We start from the raw sequence: 14401 nt of genomic DNA, 5'->3' as shown, positions 1-14401 counted from the left end.
GCTTTTAACGCCTGCTGTTCAATTATCAACCAAAATAGATTACAAGAATAATACTACGAGACTATTATCATTAGTATTTATAGTATGATCTAAATTTACCCTCTTCACAGCCCCTGACTGCAATCCATGTATCTACACATACAAGAGACTATATAATAGTTGAATGTTTATATAACTAAAAGCTATTACACTGTTTGCGCTTACACTTCTTTACTTTGAAATAAAGACGACAATAGCAAAACCGCTATATCGAAAACAGTTTTTCAGTCATGATATTGAGTAATATCTTTTATGAATGCAGGTCAACTTTGTTGGTAACCAAGCTGTAATGACTTCCCTATTTAATGTAAAAGCACTGCGCACGTTATTTCCTATTTTACAAACAACAGTTAATAGCCAACCATTGGTGTATTTTGATAACGCCGCTACTACTCAAAAACCACTCAGTGTTATTCAGGCCATTAGCAACTACTACCAACACTGTAATGCTAATGTCCACAGAGCTTCTCATTACCTCAGCACTGAAGCCACGATAGGATTTGAAGCTGCACGGAAAACTGTTCAACAGTTTATTAATGCAAGTTCGTCAACCGAGATTATCTGGACCCGTGGTGCTACAGAAGCAATAAATTTGGTTGCCTATAGTTATGGCCATCATTTTATTAAAGAAGGGGATGAAATACTCATTACTGTTTTAGAGCATCACGCCAATATAGTACCGTGGCAACAGTTAGCTAAAACCACTGGCGCTACATTAAAAGCAGTATTAATCAACGAGACTGGGGAGTTAGACAAACAGGATTTTAGCAACAAGCTCAGTAATAAAACTAAACTTGTCTGCCTTAGCCATGTTTCCAATGCCATTGGTACTATTAATCCTATTCAGTTGTTAATTAAAGAAGCCCATGATTCAGGCGCCTTAGTATTAATTGATGCAGCCCAATCTGTCACCCATACACAACTTGATGTACAAACACTCGATTGTGATTTCTTAGTATTTTCTGGTCATAAGCTTTATGGCCCTACGGGCATTGGTGTGTTATATGCTAAAGGTGCCTTACTAGAAATGATGCCTCCATGGCAAATGGGAGGCGAAATGATTGAACAAGTAACCTTAGAAGACACTCATTTCAATCAAGTACCTTTTAAATTTGAGGCAGGCACACCAAATATTGCAGGCGCTATTGGGTTAGCTCGCGCCATTGAGTTTCTTAACCAGCTTGATATAAACCACGTAAAGCAACATGAACAGGCCTTGGCAAACTATGCTGAGTCTTTAATTCAACAATTACCAGGTATTCGTTTTTTCAGTAATGCAGCTGATAAAATTGGTATTGTTTCCTTTCTTATTGATGGCCACCACCCCCAAGATATTGGCTTGTTACTCGACCAAAAGGGGGTTGCGGTGAGAGTAGGCCACCATTGTGCTATGCCATTAATGCAGCATTTTAATATCAACGGCACTATTCGTGTGTCATTTGCCGCATATAACACCACACAAGAAGTCGAGCAGTTTGCCAGTGCACTCATAGATATTTGCCAACCAGCCACCATGATCCCCACCAATTTGAACCTAAACATAGGTGAACAAACTGACCTTGAAAACATGCTTGCTAAAAAATTATTAAGTTTTCACAACTGGGATCAACGTTACCGTTACTTAATGCAACTGGGTAAACAGCTGCCACCATGGCCCGACCAGCAAAAAAACGATGAAAAATTAGTACCTGGTTGCGAAAGTCGAGTATGGCTTGATGCAACTTACCATCCTGATATCAATCAATTTACCATTACTGCTGATAGTGATGCTCGGGTAATGAAAGGTTTACTCGCATTATTAATCAGCTTTTACGATGATCAGTCTCCCGACTTTATTAAAAGCTTTGATATCAACGCTCAATTTGCTCAAATTGGTTTAGATAAACACTTGAGCCCTTCACGCACTAACGGCTTGGCAGCAATTATCAAGTACATAAGACAACTGGCAAACTCTGTCTCACTATGATTTATTAATTTTCCGTAATGCACAGGATGCTGCAACAAAGCCAAAGGAAGCGGTAACCATGGTTGCCGCGCCGAACCCCCCGCTACAGTCCAGACGTACCCCACCTTCCATTACAGATTTTTGCTGACATACAGAGCCATCAGGCTTTGGGTAGATCAGTTGTTCAGTGGAATAAACGCATTCAACACTAAAACGTCGTTTCGGGTTGGTAGAAAATCGATATTCCCTACGTAACAAATTACGCACTTTCGCTAACAACGGGTCATTATAGGTTCTACTTAAGTCACCTGTTGTTATTAGGGTCGGATCGATTTGACCACCTGCTCCACCCGTCACCACAATAGGCAGCTTACGTCGTTTACAATAAGCAATCATAGCGGCTTTAGAGCGCACACTATCTATCGCATCAATCACACAATCAAGATTATCAATCAGGTAGTCTTCTAAAGTGTCTGTGGTAATAAAGTCATCAATGCAGTTGACTTTGCAATGAGGGTTAATTGTTTTAATCCGTTCAGCCATTACCTCTACTTTGGGTAAGCCAACGGTATTTTGTAAAGCATGAATTTGACGATTGGTGTTGGTGATACAAATATCATCAAGGTCAATCAGCGTGATAGTGCCAACCGCTGATCTGGCCAGGGCTTCAGCAGCCCACGACCCTACGCCACCAATACCTATAACTGCGATATGGCTTTGCCTAAATACCTCAACCGCATCACTCCCGTATAGTCTTCTTAAGCCGCCAAAGCGCTGCTCAAAATCAGCCTCAGCCATCATCACCTACATCCAATAGCCCTAATTATGGGCAGCATTATGAGCTAAACAGCCACAATTTGTCATATTAACAAACAGCAATTTAAACTAGTGTAGTGGGTAGCTGGAGAAGGAAGGCAATAAATGGAATATTAGGAGCTGCAACAAACAGCTCCCAAGTTTTAGCAACTTAAGCTTACTTAGCAATTTCAGCTTTGATCTTATTAATCCGTTCAGATGTCGCTGGGTGAGAAGAAAGTAAACCACCACCTTCGCCAGAATAGCGTTTTAGCTTTTGAAATGCACTTATAGCTGCACTAGGATTTAATCCCCGCTGCTTCATAAAGGCGACACCGTATGCATCCGCTTCTAACTCATCAGACTGAGAAAACTGAGCATTAACAAATTGTAGTGCAATTTCTCCCAGTTGTGACTGAGCTAAATCAGCAACCGTACCACCTGCAGCAGCTACGCCTTCTCTTGCTGAAGCAGCAAGCAATGTTTGCTTGTATTGGTTAAATGAGTGCTTGAGCTTTACGTGACCAATTTCATGACCAATTACAGAAAGTAATTCCTGATCATTGAGAATATCCATCAAGCCAGAATAAACCCTTACTGTTCCATCTGGCATTGCAAAAGCATTCATTTCTTTTGATAGATAAACTTTATAATTCAGCTTTAAGCCATCGACTTGTTGATACTTACTTACTAATCGATTCAAACGCTTAGTGTATAAGCTATTTGCTGGTGCAACTTTTGATTTTTTGTCCATTTCTTGAGCAGAAAGTTTGGCGCTGTTAATCACTTCATTCTCGGTGACTGTTGCAGCAGTTAATACACCACCTATTGCACTCATTCCTGCTTCATTTTCTAAAAAGCCTGATTTACAGCCAGCTAAAGCCAGTACAATGGCAACAGAAGCCGTCATTGATTTCAGCTTATTCATGCCTTTAACCTCCATCTCAAATCCATATACTGCAAAATTTCCAATTATGGTATTGTCAAATTATGCAGCCTTCAGGTAATGTCGCTTACCAATAATAAAAATAAAGTCGCGAAGTATAACACGAACTTTTACCATTACATGAATGAATTTGTGTGATAGGGTTTTGTTAATCCCAAGAGCATATACTATTTCCTACCACTAACTTCTACTGAATCAGCTACTGCTACTGAAGTTATTTCATACCCTTCAAAAGTACTCACTCACAACGACTTCTTTGAGTAAATAATCCATCTTGTATGCAGCTCCCTCTACTCATCAGTAACTTTAAGCATCAATCTTAATGAAGCAATTGTTTCACCATATTTAAAAAATAAGTTTTCCTTACCTCTAATTTTAAAAACAATTGTTTACAAAAGGATAGCCAATACTAAGCCGGGTTTACACATAATAGACCACTTTCTAATTTGGCACATTAATATTACTGAATACTGCTTACCTTCTTTCAAAAGATCAATAAGTGGTTTGTCAAGATGCCTACTTTTCAGAAACTTTCAAGCCACCACCAATAAAAAATTGATTTGGAATACTTTTAAAAATTGGCTTATATATATTGGGTAGATTGAAAGCTTTTACATGTGCTTATTAAATAAACAGGCAGTATTGTTACAAGTTATTGTTATTAATGTGGGAGTAAATCTGAGTAAGTTAAAGCATGCGAAATGTATTGAATTATTACAACCAGCATGCTTAATCCACATAAACTTACTCCGCTAATATTACTCTCACTTATAACTTTTTAGTAGTTGTCAGTTTAGGGAAAGCAACCATGAGTATTAAACTGACTCGTCAAATTATGTCAGCTATTCTGACCCAAGCAGAAAGCACATACCCTGCCAAATGCTTCGGGTTCATAGTTGGCAAAAAAGAAGGAGGTATTGCTACAGGCTGCTACTATATTGCCTGTGATAAAATGGATCATATCAAAGAGTGCCCTTTGTCACTTACTGATTCACATACTTATAAGTCAGTTAAAAATAAAGCAGGAGCAGAAGGCCTAACAATTGTTAGTATGGTTCATACGCAATCAGACTTTACTGATGAACCATCACAACTGGATTGCTTATATAGCTGGCCAGGAATAACCCATATTATTATTTCACTCTCTCATGGTAAAGCTGTTAGTTGTCATGCCTGGCAATTAACTAACGACAAACGAAGTTTTATACAAGAACAAATCGTTCAATAGTCAGTCAAATTTAATTTATATACTTATTCAAAAATTTATTTGTTCAGAAGTTATTTTCTTACTTGTTAGCAAAAATCAATTTTAAACTGTCAATAGTTTATGGTTTATATAAAAATGGCTTCTGTTAATACTATCAATAGTAATAATTTACGAGCAGCCAGGCTCATCAATCAGCTTAGCTTGTATGAGTTATCAGAGTTATTAAATATTTCCGTTTCTACACTGGTAAAAATGGAAGCAGGAATAAGTCAGCCCAACTGCACATTAATCAAACAACTATGCTGCCGACTAGGAATTTTACCAGCTTTTTTAACAAACTTCAGTCGTTATAACATCCATGAAGATGCTGTATATTATATTTCTACTACAGCAGCAGAAAATTCTATTACAAAAAATAATAATCCCCTAGCTCAAGCAACAGCTTACTTAAACTTATATTATGACCTTATTCGGGTTTTGAAGACACAGTTTAGATTTCCTAACAATTTTCCAAAGATATATGATTCTTATGCACCTTCCAAGAAAAATATTGAACAATTGGCTGATACCTGTCGTTTCCACTGGGGGTTAGGATTTTCTCCTATAGAGAACGTTATTACGCTGATTGAAAGGTCTGGCGGGATTGTAACTTCATTCCCCAACCTTTATTCCAGTATCGATTCTATGTCCATAACTTATCCCCACCCTATTATTGTCATTAATCCTAAAAAAACGGCGTATCAAATTCGTTTTGATGTTGCAATGCACTGCGGTGCAATTGTTAGCAACTTTTTTTTTACAAACAAAAGTATATCCGAAACCAAACAAAATCTAGAGCATTTTGCGTTAGCTTTGCTTATGCCAGCTGGAAGTTTTCACAATGAATTTATTCGTAGCAAATCCAATATCTGCTGGCCTGAAATTACTTCATTACAGCAACGCTGGGGAGTAAGCAAAGAAGCGATTATTTATAGAGCTTTTCAACTTAAGTTAATTAATATTAAGCAACTTCATTTTAGCTTAGCCAAGCTGAGAACCAACCCTTCTATTCATTTAAATACTCAAAAGGTCAAGAAGGAGCATCCCCTCTTTATCACCAATCACATTCAACAATTAGACAAGACCCAACAACTTTCTGTTGAAGTGATTGCTCAGCACCTGGCTATCAAAAAGCTACTACTAACCAACCTTTTTATTGAATTTAAAAACCTACTATCAAATAATTCGGCAAACCGCCAACCAAAACAACATAATGTGATTTCCATTCACTAAAGTTCAGTCTTTTGGTAGATATAAAATTTTCTGGCTTTGTTAGTCAGTTCAACAATACTAATATTACCGATGCATTCAAAGAATCATACAATGTTTAGCACAGAAAACTGTGTTTTTATATTTGTGCTATTGATTAATATAAAGAATTGCTTTCTCATACTCTTTATTAGTTCAAATATCTGACCAACTTCAAATACTCTGTTTTTTCAGATTATTTTTCAGTGAAAATGACTATCACTCACAGTGACAGCTTCGCTATAATCCCTTTTAAAATAACTAACAATACACAGGACTACCAGTACAAGACATTTGTTGTAACTATATATTATTAAATACATGGAGTGTGTGAATTATGGTTCGCTTATTACAGCGTTTATTACTTTATCAATTAAGTCACTTATTAATAGTACCAGCAAGCTTTGCTGCTAAGTCTTCTTTTGTCATTTATCCTGGAGAAGCTTATATACAATCAGTCAATTATAGTGGTACTGGCTGCCCGCTAGGATCTGCTAACTTTACTTTTCATAAAAACGCAAATGAGTTTAATGTAAGTTTCAAACACTTCAAGTTAAATAACTATACAAATTATAATACAAGTTATTGCGAGTTAAAATTTACTATCGTTGCTCCACCTGGTGTTGCCTACCAACTAAATTCACTCACATACCAAGGCTATGCTTCATTAGACCAAGCAGGTATGGTTACTATTGCGAATGCTAGCCGCCTAAAGGGCACAACGTCTATCAATAAGTCAACTCAGTATGTATATGGATCACTAGACAATTCAACTAAGCAGCGCTTTCAACAAACGGCATTAAGTAACCACTATCAAACTTGGTCAACCTGTAATAAGCAGCGTCCTTTAAAAATAACAACGACTGTCAACCTTAACAGCAAAGATCAAGAAAGTACTATAGCTATAGACTCGATTAATGGAAAAATCACCTTTTCCAGGCAGTATTGTGATGAAAAATTAAACTCGGAGATAAAAAAGCAATTAATTACTTATAAATAAATTTTATTATATGCTGGTCTAAATCTTCAACAAAGGCCCCATAATAAGTCTGCTCATATATTAACCGCGTTGCAGGCTCAGCTTGAGAGTAGCCACCACTTGCTATTGCAAGCTGATAACACTCATCAACTTTCTGTCTGCTAGGCAGCTGAAAAGCCATCTGTACAGCGGGTGTTGTTTTAGCTCCTCCTATAAGCCAGAGCCGAGGTTTATTGTCTCCAATCGCAACCCAGCCTTGCACCTCAGAAATCACTTTATAGCCAAGTGGCCCTAACACAGCTTTATAGAACTCTTTACTAGCCATGTAGTCCATTACATAAACACCAATGTGATCAAGCATGTTTTTTAATCAACTTTAACAGTTAATGCTAATGAGCTTTTATCCAATATTATGTGCTATCCAAAGATGCATTAGAAGCTCTGCCAAGTTATTAATGAGCAGTTCAAACTTGCTATTTTTTAATTAAATTATTGTTAATTTTAGACTACATTTTTATCTTATGAGACTGACAACAAAGTAGGCTGAACTCTGTGTAAATATTATGTAAAGAGCCCTGATCACTATTTCGGCTATGTTAATATGACCGCAGAGTGGCTATAGAGAAACATTAATGTCATATCGTTTATTACTAGTTGAAGATGATCAAGAGCTTGCAGAATTGCTTATAGATTATCTAGAGCTTGAGTCTTTTACCATTACTTGGGAGCCTTCTGGTGATAAGGGCCTAGACATCGCCTTAACTGAGAGCTTCGATGTCATTATCCTTGACATAATGCTACCAGGTCTAAGCGGTGTAGACTTTCTTAAAAAATTTCGTCAGCAACGCCTTACCCCTGTCATCATGCTAACTGCAAGGGGTGAAGAGTTAGACCGAATCTTAGGCTTTGAGCTGGGTGCAGACGACTACCTGCCTAAGCCTTGTAGCCCAAGAGAACTTGTTGCCAGAATTAAAGCTGTAATTCGACGAGTAGTCATGGACCAACAAACCTCAAAAACGACCCAACCTAACAATTTATTGACAGTTGGACCTTTACTTCTCAACTTATCCAGTCATGAAGCCATTGCATCTGGAAAACAGCTAAATCTTACTGGCACAGAGTTTGAGTTGTTGTCACTGTTAATGCAACATGCTGGCGAGGTAGTAAGCAAAGAAACACTATCAATTCAAGCACTTGGCAAACAGCTTTCATTATACGACCGCAGTGTTGATATGCATGTAAGCAATTTACGCAAAAAAATAGCAGACCTCTGTGATACACCAAGTTTGATTAAAACAATTAGAGGAAAAGGCTATCTGCTTAAGCAATATTAGATTAGCCTTGATATATGTTTAGGCAAATCTTCTGGAAGATATTACTCGTCTTTTGGGCAGCACTTATCGTGATTGCCATACTTTCATCTTGGATTACCAGAGAAATTGTTGAAAGTGAGCTAGGCCTACATGAGAAGTTTGTCCAAGATCAGAAAAACTCCACAGAAGCGGTTGCCATATATGAAACAAAAGGGAAAAAAGCATTAGCCGGCTGGGTACAATCCCTCAATGAAGAAACTGGGCTAAGAGCATTTTTAATAACTCCCACAGGAACTTCAGCCACAACAACCCCACTACCAAGATCTATTAAACGCTTTTTACAAAAGCGATATTACCTTCCTCCCTGGGCCGAGCCAACTACAGTAACAACTGAACAAGGAGAATATTTATACTTCAGCCTCGGTCCCAGCTTTCCCCCACCACCAAAACACCGTCATGATATTCTCTGGTGGAGTAGGGCCATTACCAGTTTATTTGTCTTGTTTATTGTTTCTATTTTCTTTTCCAAGCATCTGGCCAACCCTCTGAAAGAGCTAACCATCATATCCCAAAGTTTAGCCAAAGGTGATTTTGCCAAAAGAGTAAACCCTAAAATAGAATATAGGCTTGATGAAATTGGCATATTGGCCCGGGAATTCAATCATATGGCGGAAAAAATCCAGCAAAACCATGACAACCTACAACGGTTGTTTCATGGTATATCCCATGAACTGAAAACCCCACTAGCCAGACAACGAGTAGCAATTGAGTTAATTGCCAAAAAAGGAGCCGAACCAACTTTACTAGAAAAGATGAATAGACAAATAATATTATTGGATAGCCTAATAGACGAACTAATAACAATTACTAAATTACAAGAACCAACGGTAGAAATATCAAAAAAAGAACTACAAATTGCTGTAATTATTCAAGAAGTAATAGAAGATAATACTTTAGAAGCAGATCTAAAGCAGATTAAAATAAATATCACTGATAATACTACCCATAAAGTTAAAGGGGATACAAAACTTATTTACCGGGCCATTGATAATATTGTTCGTAATGCTATCAAATACTCCCCAGAAAATACCACAATCACTATTGACTGCTTTGAAAAGGCCAACAGTTACCATGTTGATATTATTGACCAGGGTTCAGGAGTACCTGAAGATACTTTAAACAAACTTGTCGAGCCTTTTTACCGTGTTGATAGCGCACGAGCAAGAAATACTGGTGGACATGGTTTAGGGCTCGCTATTGCTAACAGTATTATCCAGGCACATCATGGTGAACTGCATTTTGATAATATACCCGTTGGAGGCTTAAAAGCCTCTATTAAATTTTCACTAATTTAATCTCAACTTCATTTATTGGTATATTATCTAAAGTATTGTTCTTGCCATGTAATGAACATCTACATATTCACCATTACGAAAAGCAAAAGCCTTAGCGATACCTTCTTTTACAAAATCGTACTTTTCATACAAAGCAATTGCTGCTTGGTTATCAATATAAACTGTTAATTCAAGACGCTTTAATGCCAACCAATTTTCAGCTAAATCAATAGCGGCACTCAGCAGCTTAGAACCAATACCTTTTCCTTGGTATTCCTCATGAACGGCTATACCCAAATGTGCTACATGCTTTCTTCTGATATTATCAGCAACCCCTAAATGTAAGTGACCGACTACTTTTCCTTCTACAACAGCGACTAGAGAATGAGTATTATCAGGTGTTTCTGACAATCTTTTGAGCCAACGATCAAGTGATGGATAAGGCAATTGTAAAGTACCAGAGTAATTTGACAGCTGCTCCATAAAAACTTTTATTTCTGGAATATCACTACTTTCTCTATGTCTTATTAAAATATCCATTACTTCACTTTATTTCTATAATTATGAGAATTACATTAGTCACAAACTCCAATCTAGCCCCTATTCAGGTATTTTAATAGTAAGCATTTTCACTTATCTTTTTACTAATAAGGAGGCAGTAGTCTTCTAAACCCATGAAACAAAACAATAATCATGAATACTATATTTCTTAACAGGCTAAACACCAAGGGTATCTTTGTTGGCTTTATTGCCTCGTTCTCTGCAGCTAGCTGAACAGCAATTTTTTCAATTTCATTAATGGAAGTAGGCCAATCACATATACTAGACAACCATTTTTCAGGAATACCAGATTTACCAACAGTAGTTCCAACAATTCCTCCTACTATTGCTGCAACTGTATCAGTATCTCCTCCACACTTAATAGCACTTGTTATAGCAGCCTCAAAGTTATCGCAGTGACATAACCAAGAATGAATAGCAATAGGTACCGTATGATAGATATAGCCGGTAACACCCTTAGCTAGACCTAAAGAATCTGCAAAGTCTTGGGTGACCTCCCCATTGTTAACACTTGATACAGCTTTTTGAATGAGCTCAATTAACTCCTGTGCTTCTGAAGACAAGTTTTCATTGAGCAACTGTAGGAAATCATTTCCATTAACTTGAGAGTTTGTTTTGGCATAAAAAGCGGCTAAAGCAACAGCCAGCGCTCCAAATTCAGCTTTTGGGTCTATGTGGGTAATGATGGTATTAGCTTTTATAAAAGCTTTTAATTGTTCTAAGTCCTTAACAGCAACACCAATAATTACCGAACGCATCGCAGGGCCATTTCCAGCTGAATAGATACCAGAATTATTGGATTTAAAACCTAACCATAATTTTACAATGGCACGAAGAGTCGCAAAGCCAATACCTGCAGGCAGAGCTAAAAGCCAATAGCGTAATCGTTTTGCCAACCTTTCTTGAAATATTTCAACATTTCCATTTGCTTCAATAAGTAACTGAGCAACCATGACTGTATGCTCAGTGTCATCTGATATCATACCATGTCCAAATACCAGTCGATGACTGAGCTTTTCACCTACTAGCTTATTTACACGATTTTTTGATAACCCTTCATAGGGTAAGCCAATAGCATCACCAGCAGCTGTACCTAAAATACAGCCAATAACTTTCTGCTCAACCATCTCATTCTATTTTCTACCTGTTTTTAAAGGAATCCCTTACCCAACACTTTAAGTCTTAAACTTATAATATACATAAGACAACTGAATCCCACTCTCATCAAAATACAACAACTAGTTTATTAAAAAGAGAAACAGCCTAACAAATCAAGCAAGAGTTAAAAAAGATAAATACGGAATTTTTCCGAACAAAGCAAAAAACCCCCAACACGAAGTGCTGAGGGTTCTCTTAAATAAGGCGCTTGACGATGACCTACTCTCACATGGGGAGACCCCACACTACCATCGGCGCGGAGCGGTTTCACTACTGAGTTCGGGATGGATTCAGGTGGTTCACACTCGCTATAGTCGTCAAGCAAAACTGGCATTTGGAACTGTTTTGCTTAGCTTGTTTTGTAATCTGAATTCTGCTTTGTCTTGATTGTAATACTCTATTACGTTCGATGTATTTCTTCGTTGTGCTTGCCTGTTTCGCTTTGATTTGTGTTTCCCAAATCATTTTGGCGTTATATGGTCAAGCCTCACGAGCAATTAGTACGGGTTAGCTCAATGCCTCACAACACTTACACACCCCGCCTATCAACGTCGTCGTCTTCAACGGCTCTTCAGGACCCTCAAGGGGTCAGGGAAGTCTCATCTTGAAGGGGCTTCCCGCTTAGATGCTTTCAGCGGTTATCCCGTCCGAACTTAGCTACCGGGCAATGCGTCTGGCGACACAACCCGAACACCAGTGGTTCGTCCACTCCGGTCCTCTCGTACTAGGAGCAGCTCTCCTCAAACTTCCAACGTCCACGGCAGATAGGGACCGAACTGTCTCACGACGTTCTAAACCCAGCTCGCGTACCACTTTAAATGGCGAACAGCCATACCCTTGGGACCGGCTTCAGCCCCAGGATGTGATGAGCCGACATCGAGGTGCCAAACACCGCCGTCGATGTGAACTCTTGGGCGGTATCAGCCTGTTATCCCCGGAGTACCTTTTATCCGTTGAGCGATGGCCCTTCCATTCAGAACCACCGGATCACTAAGACCTACTTTCGTACCTGCTCGACATGTACGTCTCGCAGTCAAGCGCGCTTATACCTTTACACTAACCGCATGATGTCCGACCATGCTTAGCGCACCTTCGTGCTCCTCCGTTACTCTTTGGGAGGAGACCGCCCCAGTCAAACTACCCACCACACACTGTCCTCGATCCCGATCAGGGACCAGAGTTAGAACCTCAAACATACCAGGCTGGTATTTCAAGATTGGCTCCACGATGACTAGCGTCACCGCTTCAAAGCCTCCCAGCTATCCTACACAAGTAGGCTCAAAGTCCAGTGTGAAGCTGTAGTAAAGGTTCACGGGGTCTTTCCGTCTAGCCGCGGATACACTGCATCTTCACAGCGATTTCAATTTCACTGAGTCTCGGGTGGAGACAGCGTGGCCATCGTTACGCCATTCGTGCAGGTCGGAACTTACCCGACAAGGAATTTCGCTACCTTAGGACCGTTATAGTTACGGCCGCCGTTTACCGGGGCTTCGATCAAGAGCTTCGCCGAAGCTAACCCCATCAATTAACCTTCCGGCACCGGGCAGGCGTCACACCCTATACGTCCACTTACGTGTTTGCAGAGTGCTGTGTTTTTAATAAACAGTCGCAGCCACCTGGTATCTTCGACCGGCTCCAGCTCCATTCGCAAGGAATTTCACCAGCTCCGGCGCACCTTCTCCCGAAGTTACGGTGCCATTTTGCCTAGTTCCTTCACCCGAGTTCTCTCAAGCGCCTTGGTATTCTCTACCTGACCACCTGTGTCGGTTTGGGGTACGGTTAATAATGACCTGAAGCTTAGAAGCTTTTCCTGGAAGCATGGCATCAATTACTTCCTCATCCGAAGATGAGTTCGATATCGGCTCTCAGTATTAGCACCCCGGATTTGCCTAAGATGCCTACCTACAACCTTAAACCTGGACAACCATCGCCAGGCTAACCTAGCCTTCTCCGTCCCTTCATCGCAGTCATTACTAGTACAGGAATATTAACCTGTTTCCCATCGACTACCACTTTCGTGCTCGCCTTAGGGGCCGACTCACCCTGCGCCGATTAGCGTTGCGCAGGAAACCTTGGTCTTCCGGCGAGGGAGCTTCTCACTCCCTTTATCGTTACTCATGTCAGCATTCGCACTTCTGATACCTCCAGCAGACCTCCCGATCTACCTTCGCAGGCGTACAGAACGCTCCTCTACCACCCTAACCTAAGTTAGGATCCGCAGCTTCGGTGTCTAGTTTGAGCCCCGTTACATCTTCCGCGCGAGCCGACTCGACCAGTGAGCTATTACGCTTTCTTTAAAGGGTGGCTGCTTCTAAGCCAACCTCCTGGCTGTCTGGGCCTTCTCACATCGTTTCCCACTTAACTAGAACTTTGGGACCTTAGCTGGCGGTCTGGGTTGTTTCCCTTTCCACGACGGACGTTAGCACCCGCCGTGTGTCTCCCGGATAGCACTCTACGGTATTCGGAGTTTGCATGGGGTTGGTAAGTCGGGATGACCCCCTAGCCCAAACAGTGCTCTACCCCGTAGGTGTTCGTCCGAGGCGCTACCTAAATAGCTTTCGAGGAGAACCAGCTATCTCCGGGCTTGATTAGCCTTTCACTCCGATCCACAAGTCATCCCCTGGCTTTTCAACGACAGTGGGTTCGGGCCTCCAGTCAGTGTTACCTAACCTTCACCCTGCTCATGGATAGATCGCCCGGTTTCGGGTCTATTCCCAGCGACTATTCGCCCTATTAAGACTCGGTTTCCCTACGCCTTCCCTATTCGGTTAAGCTTGCCACTGAAAATAAGTCGCTGACCCATTATACAAAAGGTACGCAGTCACAGAACAAGTCTG

General features: G+C 40.0%; 11 protein-coding genes and 2 rRNA genes (1 of these 13 only partly in view). 6 read left to right on the top strand and 7 right to left on the bottom strand.

Annotation, left to right across the window (positions count from 1 at the left end; all coding sequences use genetic code 11):
- The first annotated feature begins 295 nt into the window (after nt 1-295).
- The gene (locus G4Y78_RS00710; protein ID WP_230425672.1) at nt 296-2005 is read left to right on the top strand and encodes a SufS family cysteine desulfurase; all 1710 of its coding nucleotides are present in this window, start codon (nt 296-298) and stop codon (nt 2003-2005) included.
- Here G4Y78_RS00710 and tcdA read toward each other — a convergent pair.
- The gene (tcdA, locus tag G4Y78_RS00705) at nt 2000-2782 is read right to left on the bottom strand and encodes a tRNA cyclic N6-threonylcarbamoyladenosine(37) synthase TcdA (RefSeq protein ID WP_163836344.1); all 783 of its coding nucleotides are present in this window, start codon (nt 2780-2782) and stop codon (nt 2000-2002) included. The two genes, G4Y78_RS00710 and tcdA, sit on opposite strands and share 6 nt — an antisense overlap.
- Nucleotides 2783-2957: 175 nt before the next feature.
- Nucleotides 2958-3707: a M48 family metallopeptidase gene (locus G4Y78_RS00700; protein WP_230425671.1), complete on the bottom strand. Its 750-nt coding sequence runs from the start codon at nt 3705-3707 to the stop codon at nt 2958-2960.
- Between the two features lie 826 nt (nt 3708-4533).
- Here G4Y78_RS00700 and G4Y78_RS00695 point away from each other — a divergent pair.
- The 3 genes from G4Y78_RS00695 to G4Y78_RS00685 all read left to right on the top strand — a co-directional run bounded on the left by G4Y78_RS00695 (nt 4534) and on the right by G4Y78_RS00685 (nt 7219).
- Nucleotides 4534-4953, top strand: a complete 420-nt coding sequence (locus tag G4Y78_RS00695; protein WP_163830771.1) for a Mov34/MPN/PAD-1 family protein — start codon at nt 4534-4536, stop codon at nt 4951-4953.
- Nucleotides 4954-5067: 114 nt separating this feature from the next.
- The gene (locus G4Y78_RS00690; RefSeq protein WP_163830770.1) at nt 5068-6204 is read left to right on the top strand and encodes an ImmA/IrrE family metallo-endopeptidase; all 1137 of its coding nucleotides are present in this window, start codon (nt 5068-5070) and stop codon (nt 6202-6204) included.
- Nucleotides 6205-6556: 352 nt separating this feature from the next.
- A complete protein-coding gene (locus G4Y78_RS00685) occupies nt 6557-7219 on the top strand; it encodes a DUF4360 domain-containing protein (RefSeq protein WP_163830769.1) in 663 nt (220 codons plus the stop codon).
- Here G4Y78_RS00685 and G4Y78_RS00680 read toward each other — a convergent pair.
- On the bottom strand, nt 7206-7559 hold the full coding sequence (locus tag G4Y78_RS00680; RefSeq protein WP_163830768.1) for a VOC family protein: 354 nt from the start codon (nt 7557-7559) through the stop codon (nt 7206-7208). The two genes, G4Y78_RS00685 and G4Y78_RS00680, sit on opposite strands and share 14 nt — an antisense overlap.
- 271 nt (nt 7560-7830) lie before the next feature.
- Here G4Y78_RS00680 and G4Y78_RS00675 point away from each other — a divergent pair, with 271 nt between their 5' ends.
- Nucleotides 7831-8532: a response regulator transcription factor gene (locus G4Y78_RS00675; protein WP_163830767.1), complete on the top strand. Its 702-nt coding sequence runs from the start codon at nt 7831-7833 to the stop codon at nt 8530-8532.
- A 14-nt stretch (nt 8533-8546) separates the two neighbouring features.
- On the top strand, nt 8547-9866 hold the full coding sequence (locus G4Y78_RS00670; protein WP_163830766.1) for a sensor histidine kinase: 1320 nt from the start codon (nt 8547-8549) through the stop codon (nt 9864-9866).
- Nucleotides 9867-9893: 27 nt separating this feature from the next.
- On the opposite strand, the gene G4Y78_RS00665 is transcribed toward G4Y78_RS00670, so the two are convergent.
- The 4 genes from G4Y78_RS00665 to G4Y78_RS00650 form a co-directional block, all read right to left on the bottom strand.
- On the bottom strand, nt 9894-10385 hold the full coding sequence (locus tag G4Y78_RS00665) for a GNAT family N-acetyltransferase (protein WP_163830765.1): 492 nt from the start codon (nt 10383-10385) through the stop codon (nt 9894-9896).
- Nucleotides 10386-10489: 104 nt separating this feature from the next.
- Nucleotides 10490-11533, bottom strand: coding sequence for an ADP-ribosylglycohydrolase family protein (locus G4Y78_RS00660; RefSeq protein WP_163830764.1), 1044 nt, complete (start codon nt 11531-11533; stop codon nt 10490-10492).
- A 237-nt stretch (nt 11534-11770) separates the two neighbouring features.
- Nucleotides 11771-11886 (bottom strand): 5S ribosomal RNA (gene rrf, locus G4Y78_RS00655).
- Between the two features lie 154 nt (nt 11887-12040).
- Nucleotides 12041-14401 (bottom strand): 23S ribosomal RNA (locus G4Y78_RS00650); it runs 528 nt beyond the window's last position.

This window comes from Spartinivicinus ruber (assembly GCF_011009015.1).
In the GTDB taxonomy this organism is placed as follows: domain Bacteria; phylum Pseudomonadota; class Gammaproteobacteria; order Pseudomonadales; family Zooshikellaceae; genus Spartinivicinus; species Spartinivicinus ruber.
This window is presented reverse-complemented; position numbering and strand designations above follow the sequence as displayed.

Excerpts from the sequence above, each read along its gene's own strand:
- G4Y78_RS00710 (WP_230425672.1), top strand. The coding sequence starts at position 296 with ATGCAGGTCAACTTTGTTGGTAACCAAGCTGTAATGACTTCCCTATTT.
- tcdA (WP_163836344.1), bottom strand. The coding sequence starts at position 2,782 with ATGGCTGAGGCTGATTTTGAGCAGCGCTTTGGCGGCTTAAGAAGACTA.
- G4Y78_RS00700 (WP_230425671.1), bottom strand. The coding sequence starts at position 3,707 with ATGAATAAGCTGAAATCAATGACGGCTTCTGTTGCCATTGTACTGGCT.
- G4Y78_RS00695 (WP_163830771.1), top strand. The coding sequence starts at position 4,534 with ATGAGTATTAAACTGACTCGTCAAATTATGTCAGCTATTCTGACCCAA.
- G4Y78_RS00690 (WP_163830770.1), top strand. The coding sequence starts at position 5,068 with ATGGCTTCTGTTAATACTATCAATAGTAATAATTTACGAGCAGCCAGG.
- G4Y78_RS00685 (WP_163830769.1), top strand. The coding sequence starts at position 6,557 with ATGGTTCGCTTATTACAGCGTTTATTACTTTATCAATTAAGTCACTTA.
- G4Y78_RS00680 (WP_163830768.1), bottom strand. The coding sequence starts at position 7,559 with ATGCTTGATCACATTGGTGTTTATGTAATGGACTACATGGCTAGTAAA.
- G4Y78_RS00675 (WP_163830767.1), top strand. The coding sequence starts at position 7,831 with ATGTCATATCGTTTATTACTAGTTGAAGATGATCAAGAGCTTGCAGAA.
- G4Y78_RS00670 (WP_163830766.1), top strand. The coding sequence starts at position 8,547 with ATGTTTAGGCAAATCTTCTGGAAGATATTACTCGTCTTTTGGGCAGCA.
- G4Y78_RS00665 (WP_163830765.1), bottom strand. The coding sequence starts at position 10,385 with ATGGATATTTTAATAAGACATAGAGAAAGTAGTGATATTCCAGAAATA.
- G4Y78_RS00660 (WP_163830764.1), bottom strand. The coding sequence starts at position 11,533 with ATGGTTGAGCAGAAAGTTATTGGCTGTATTTTAGGTACAGCTGCTGGT.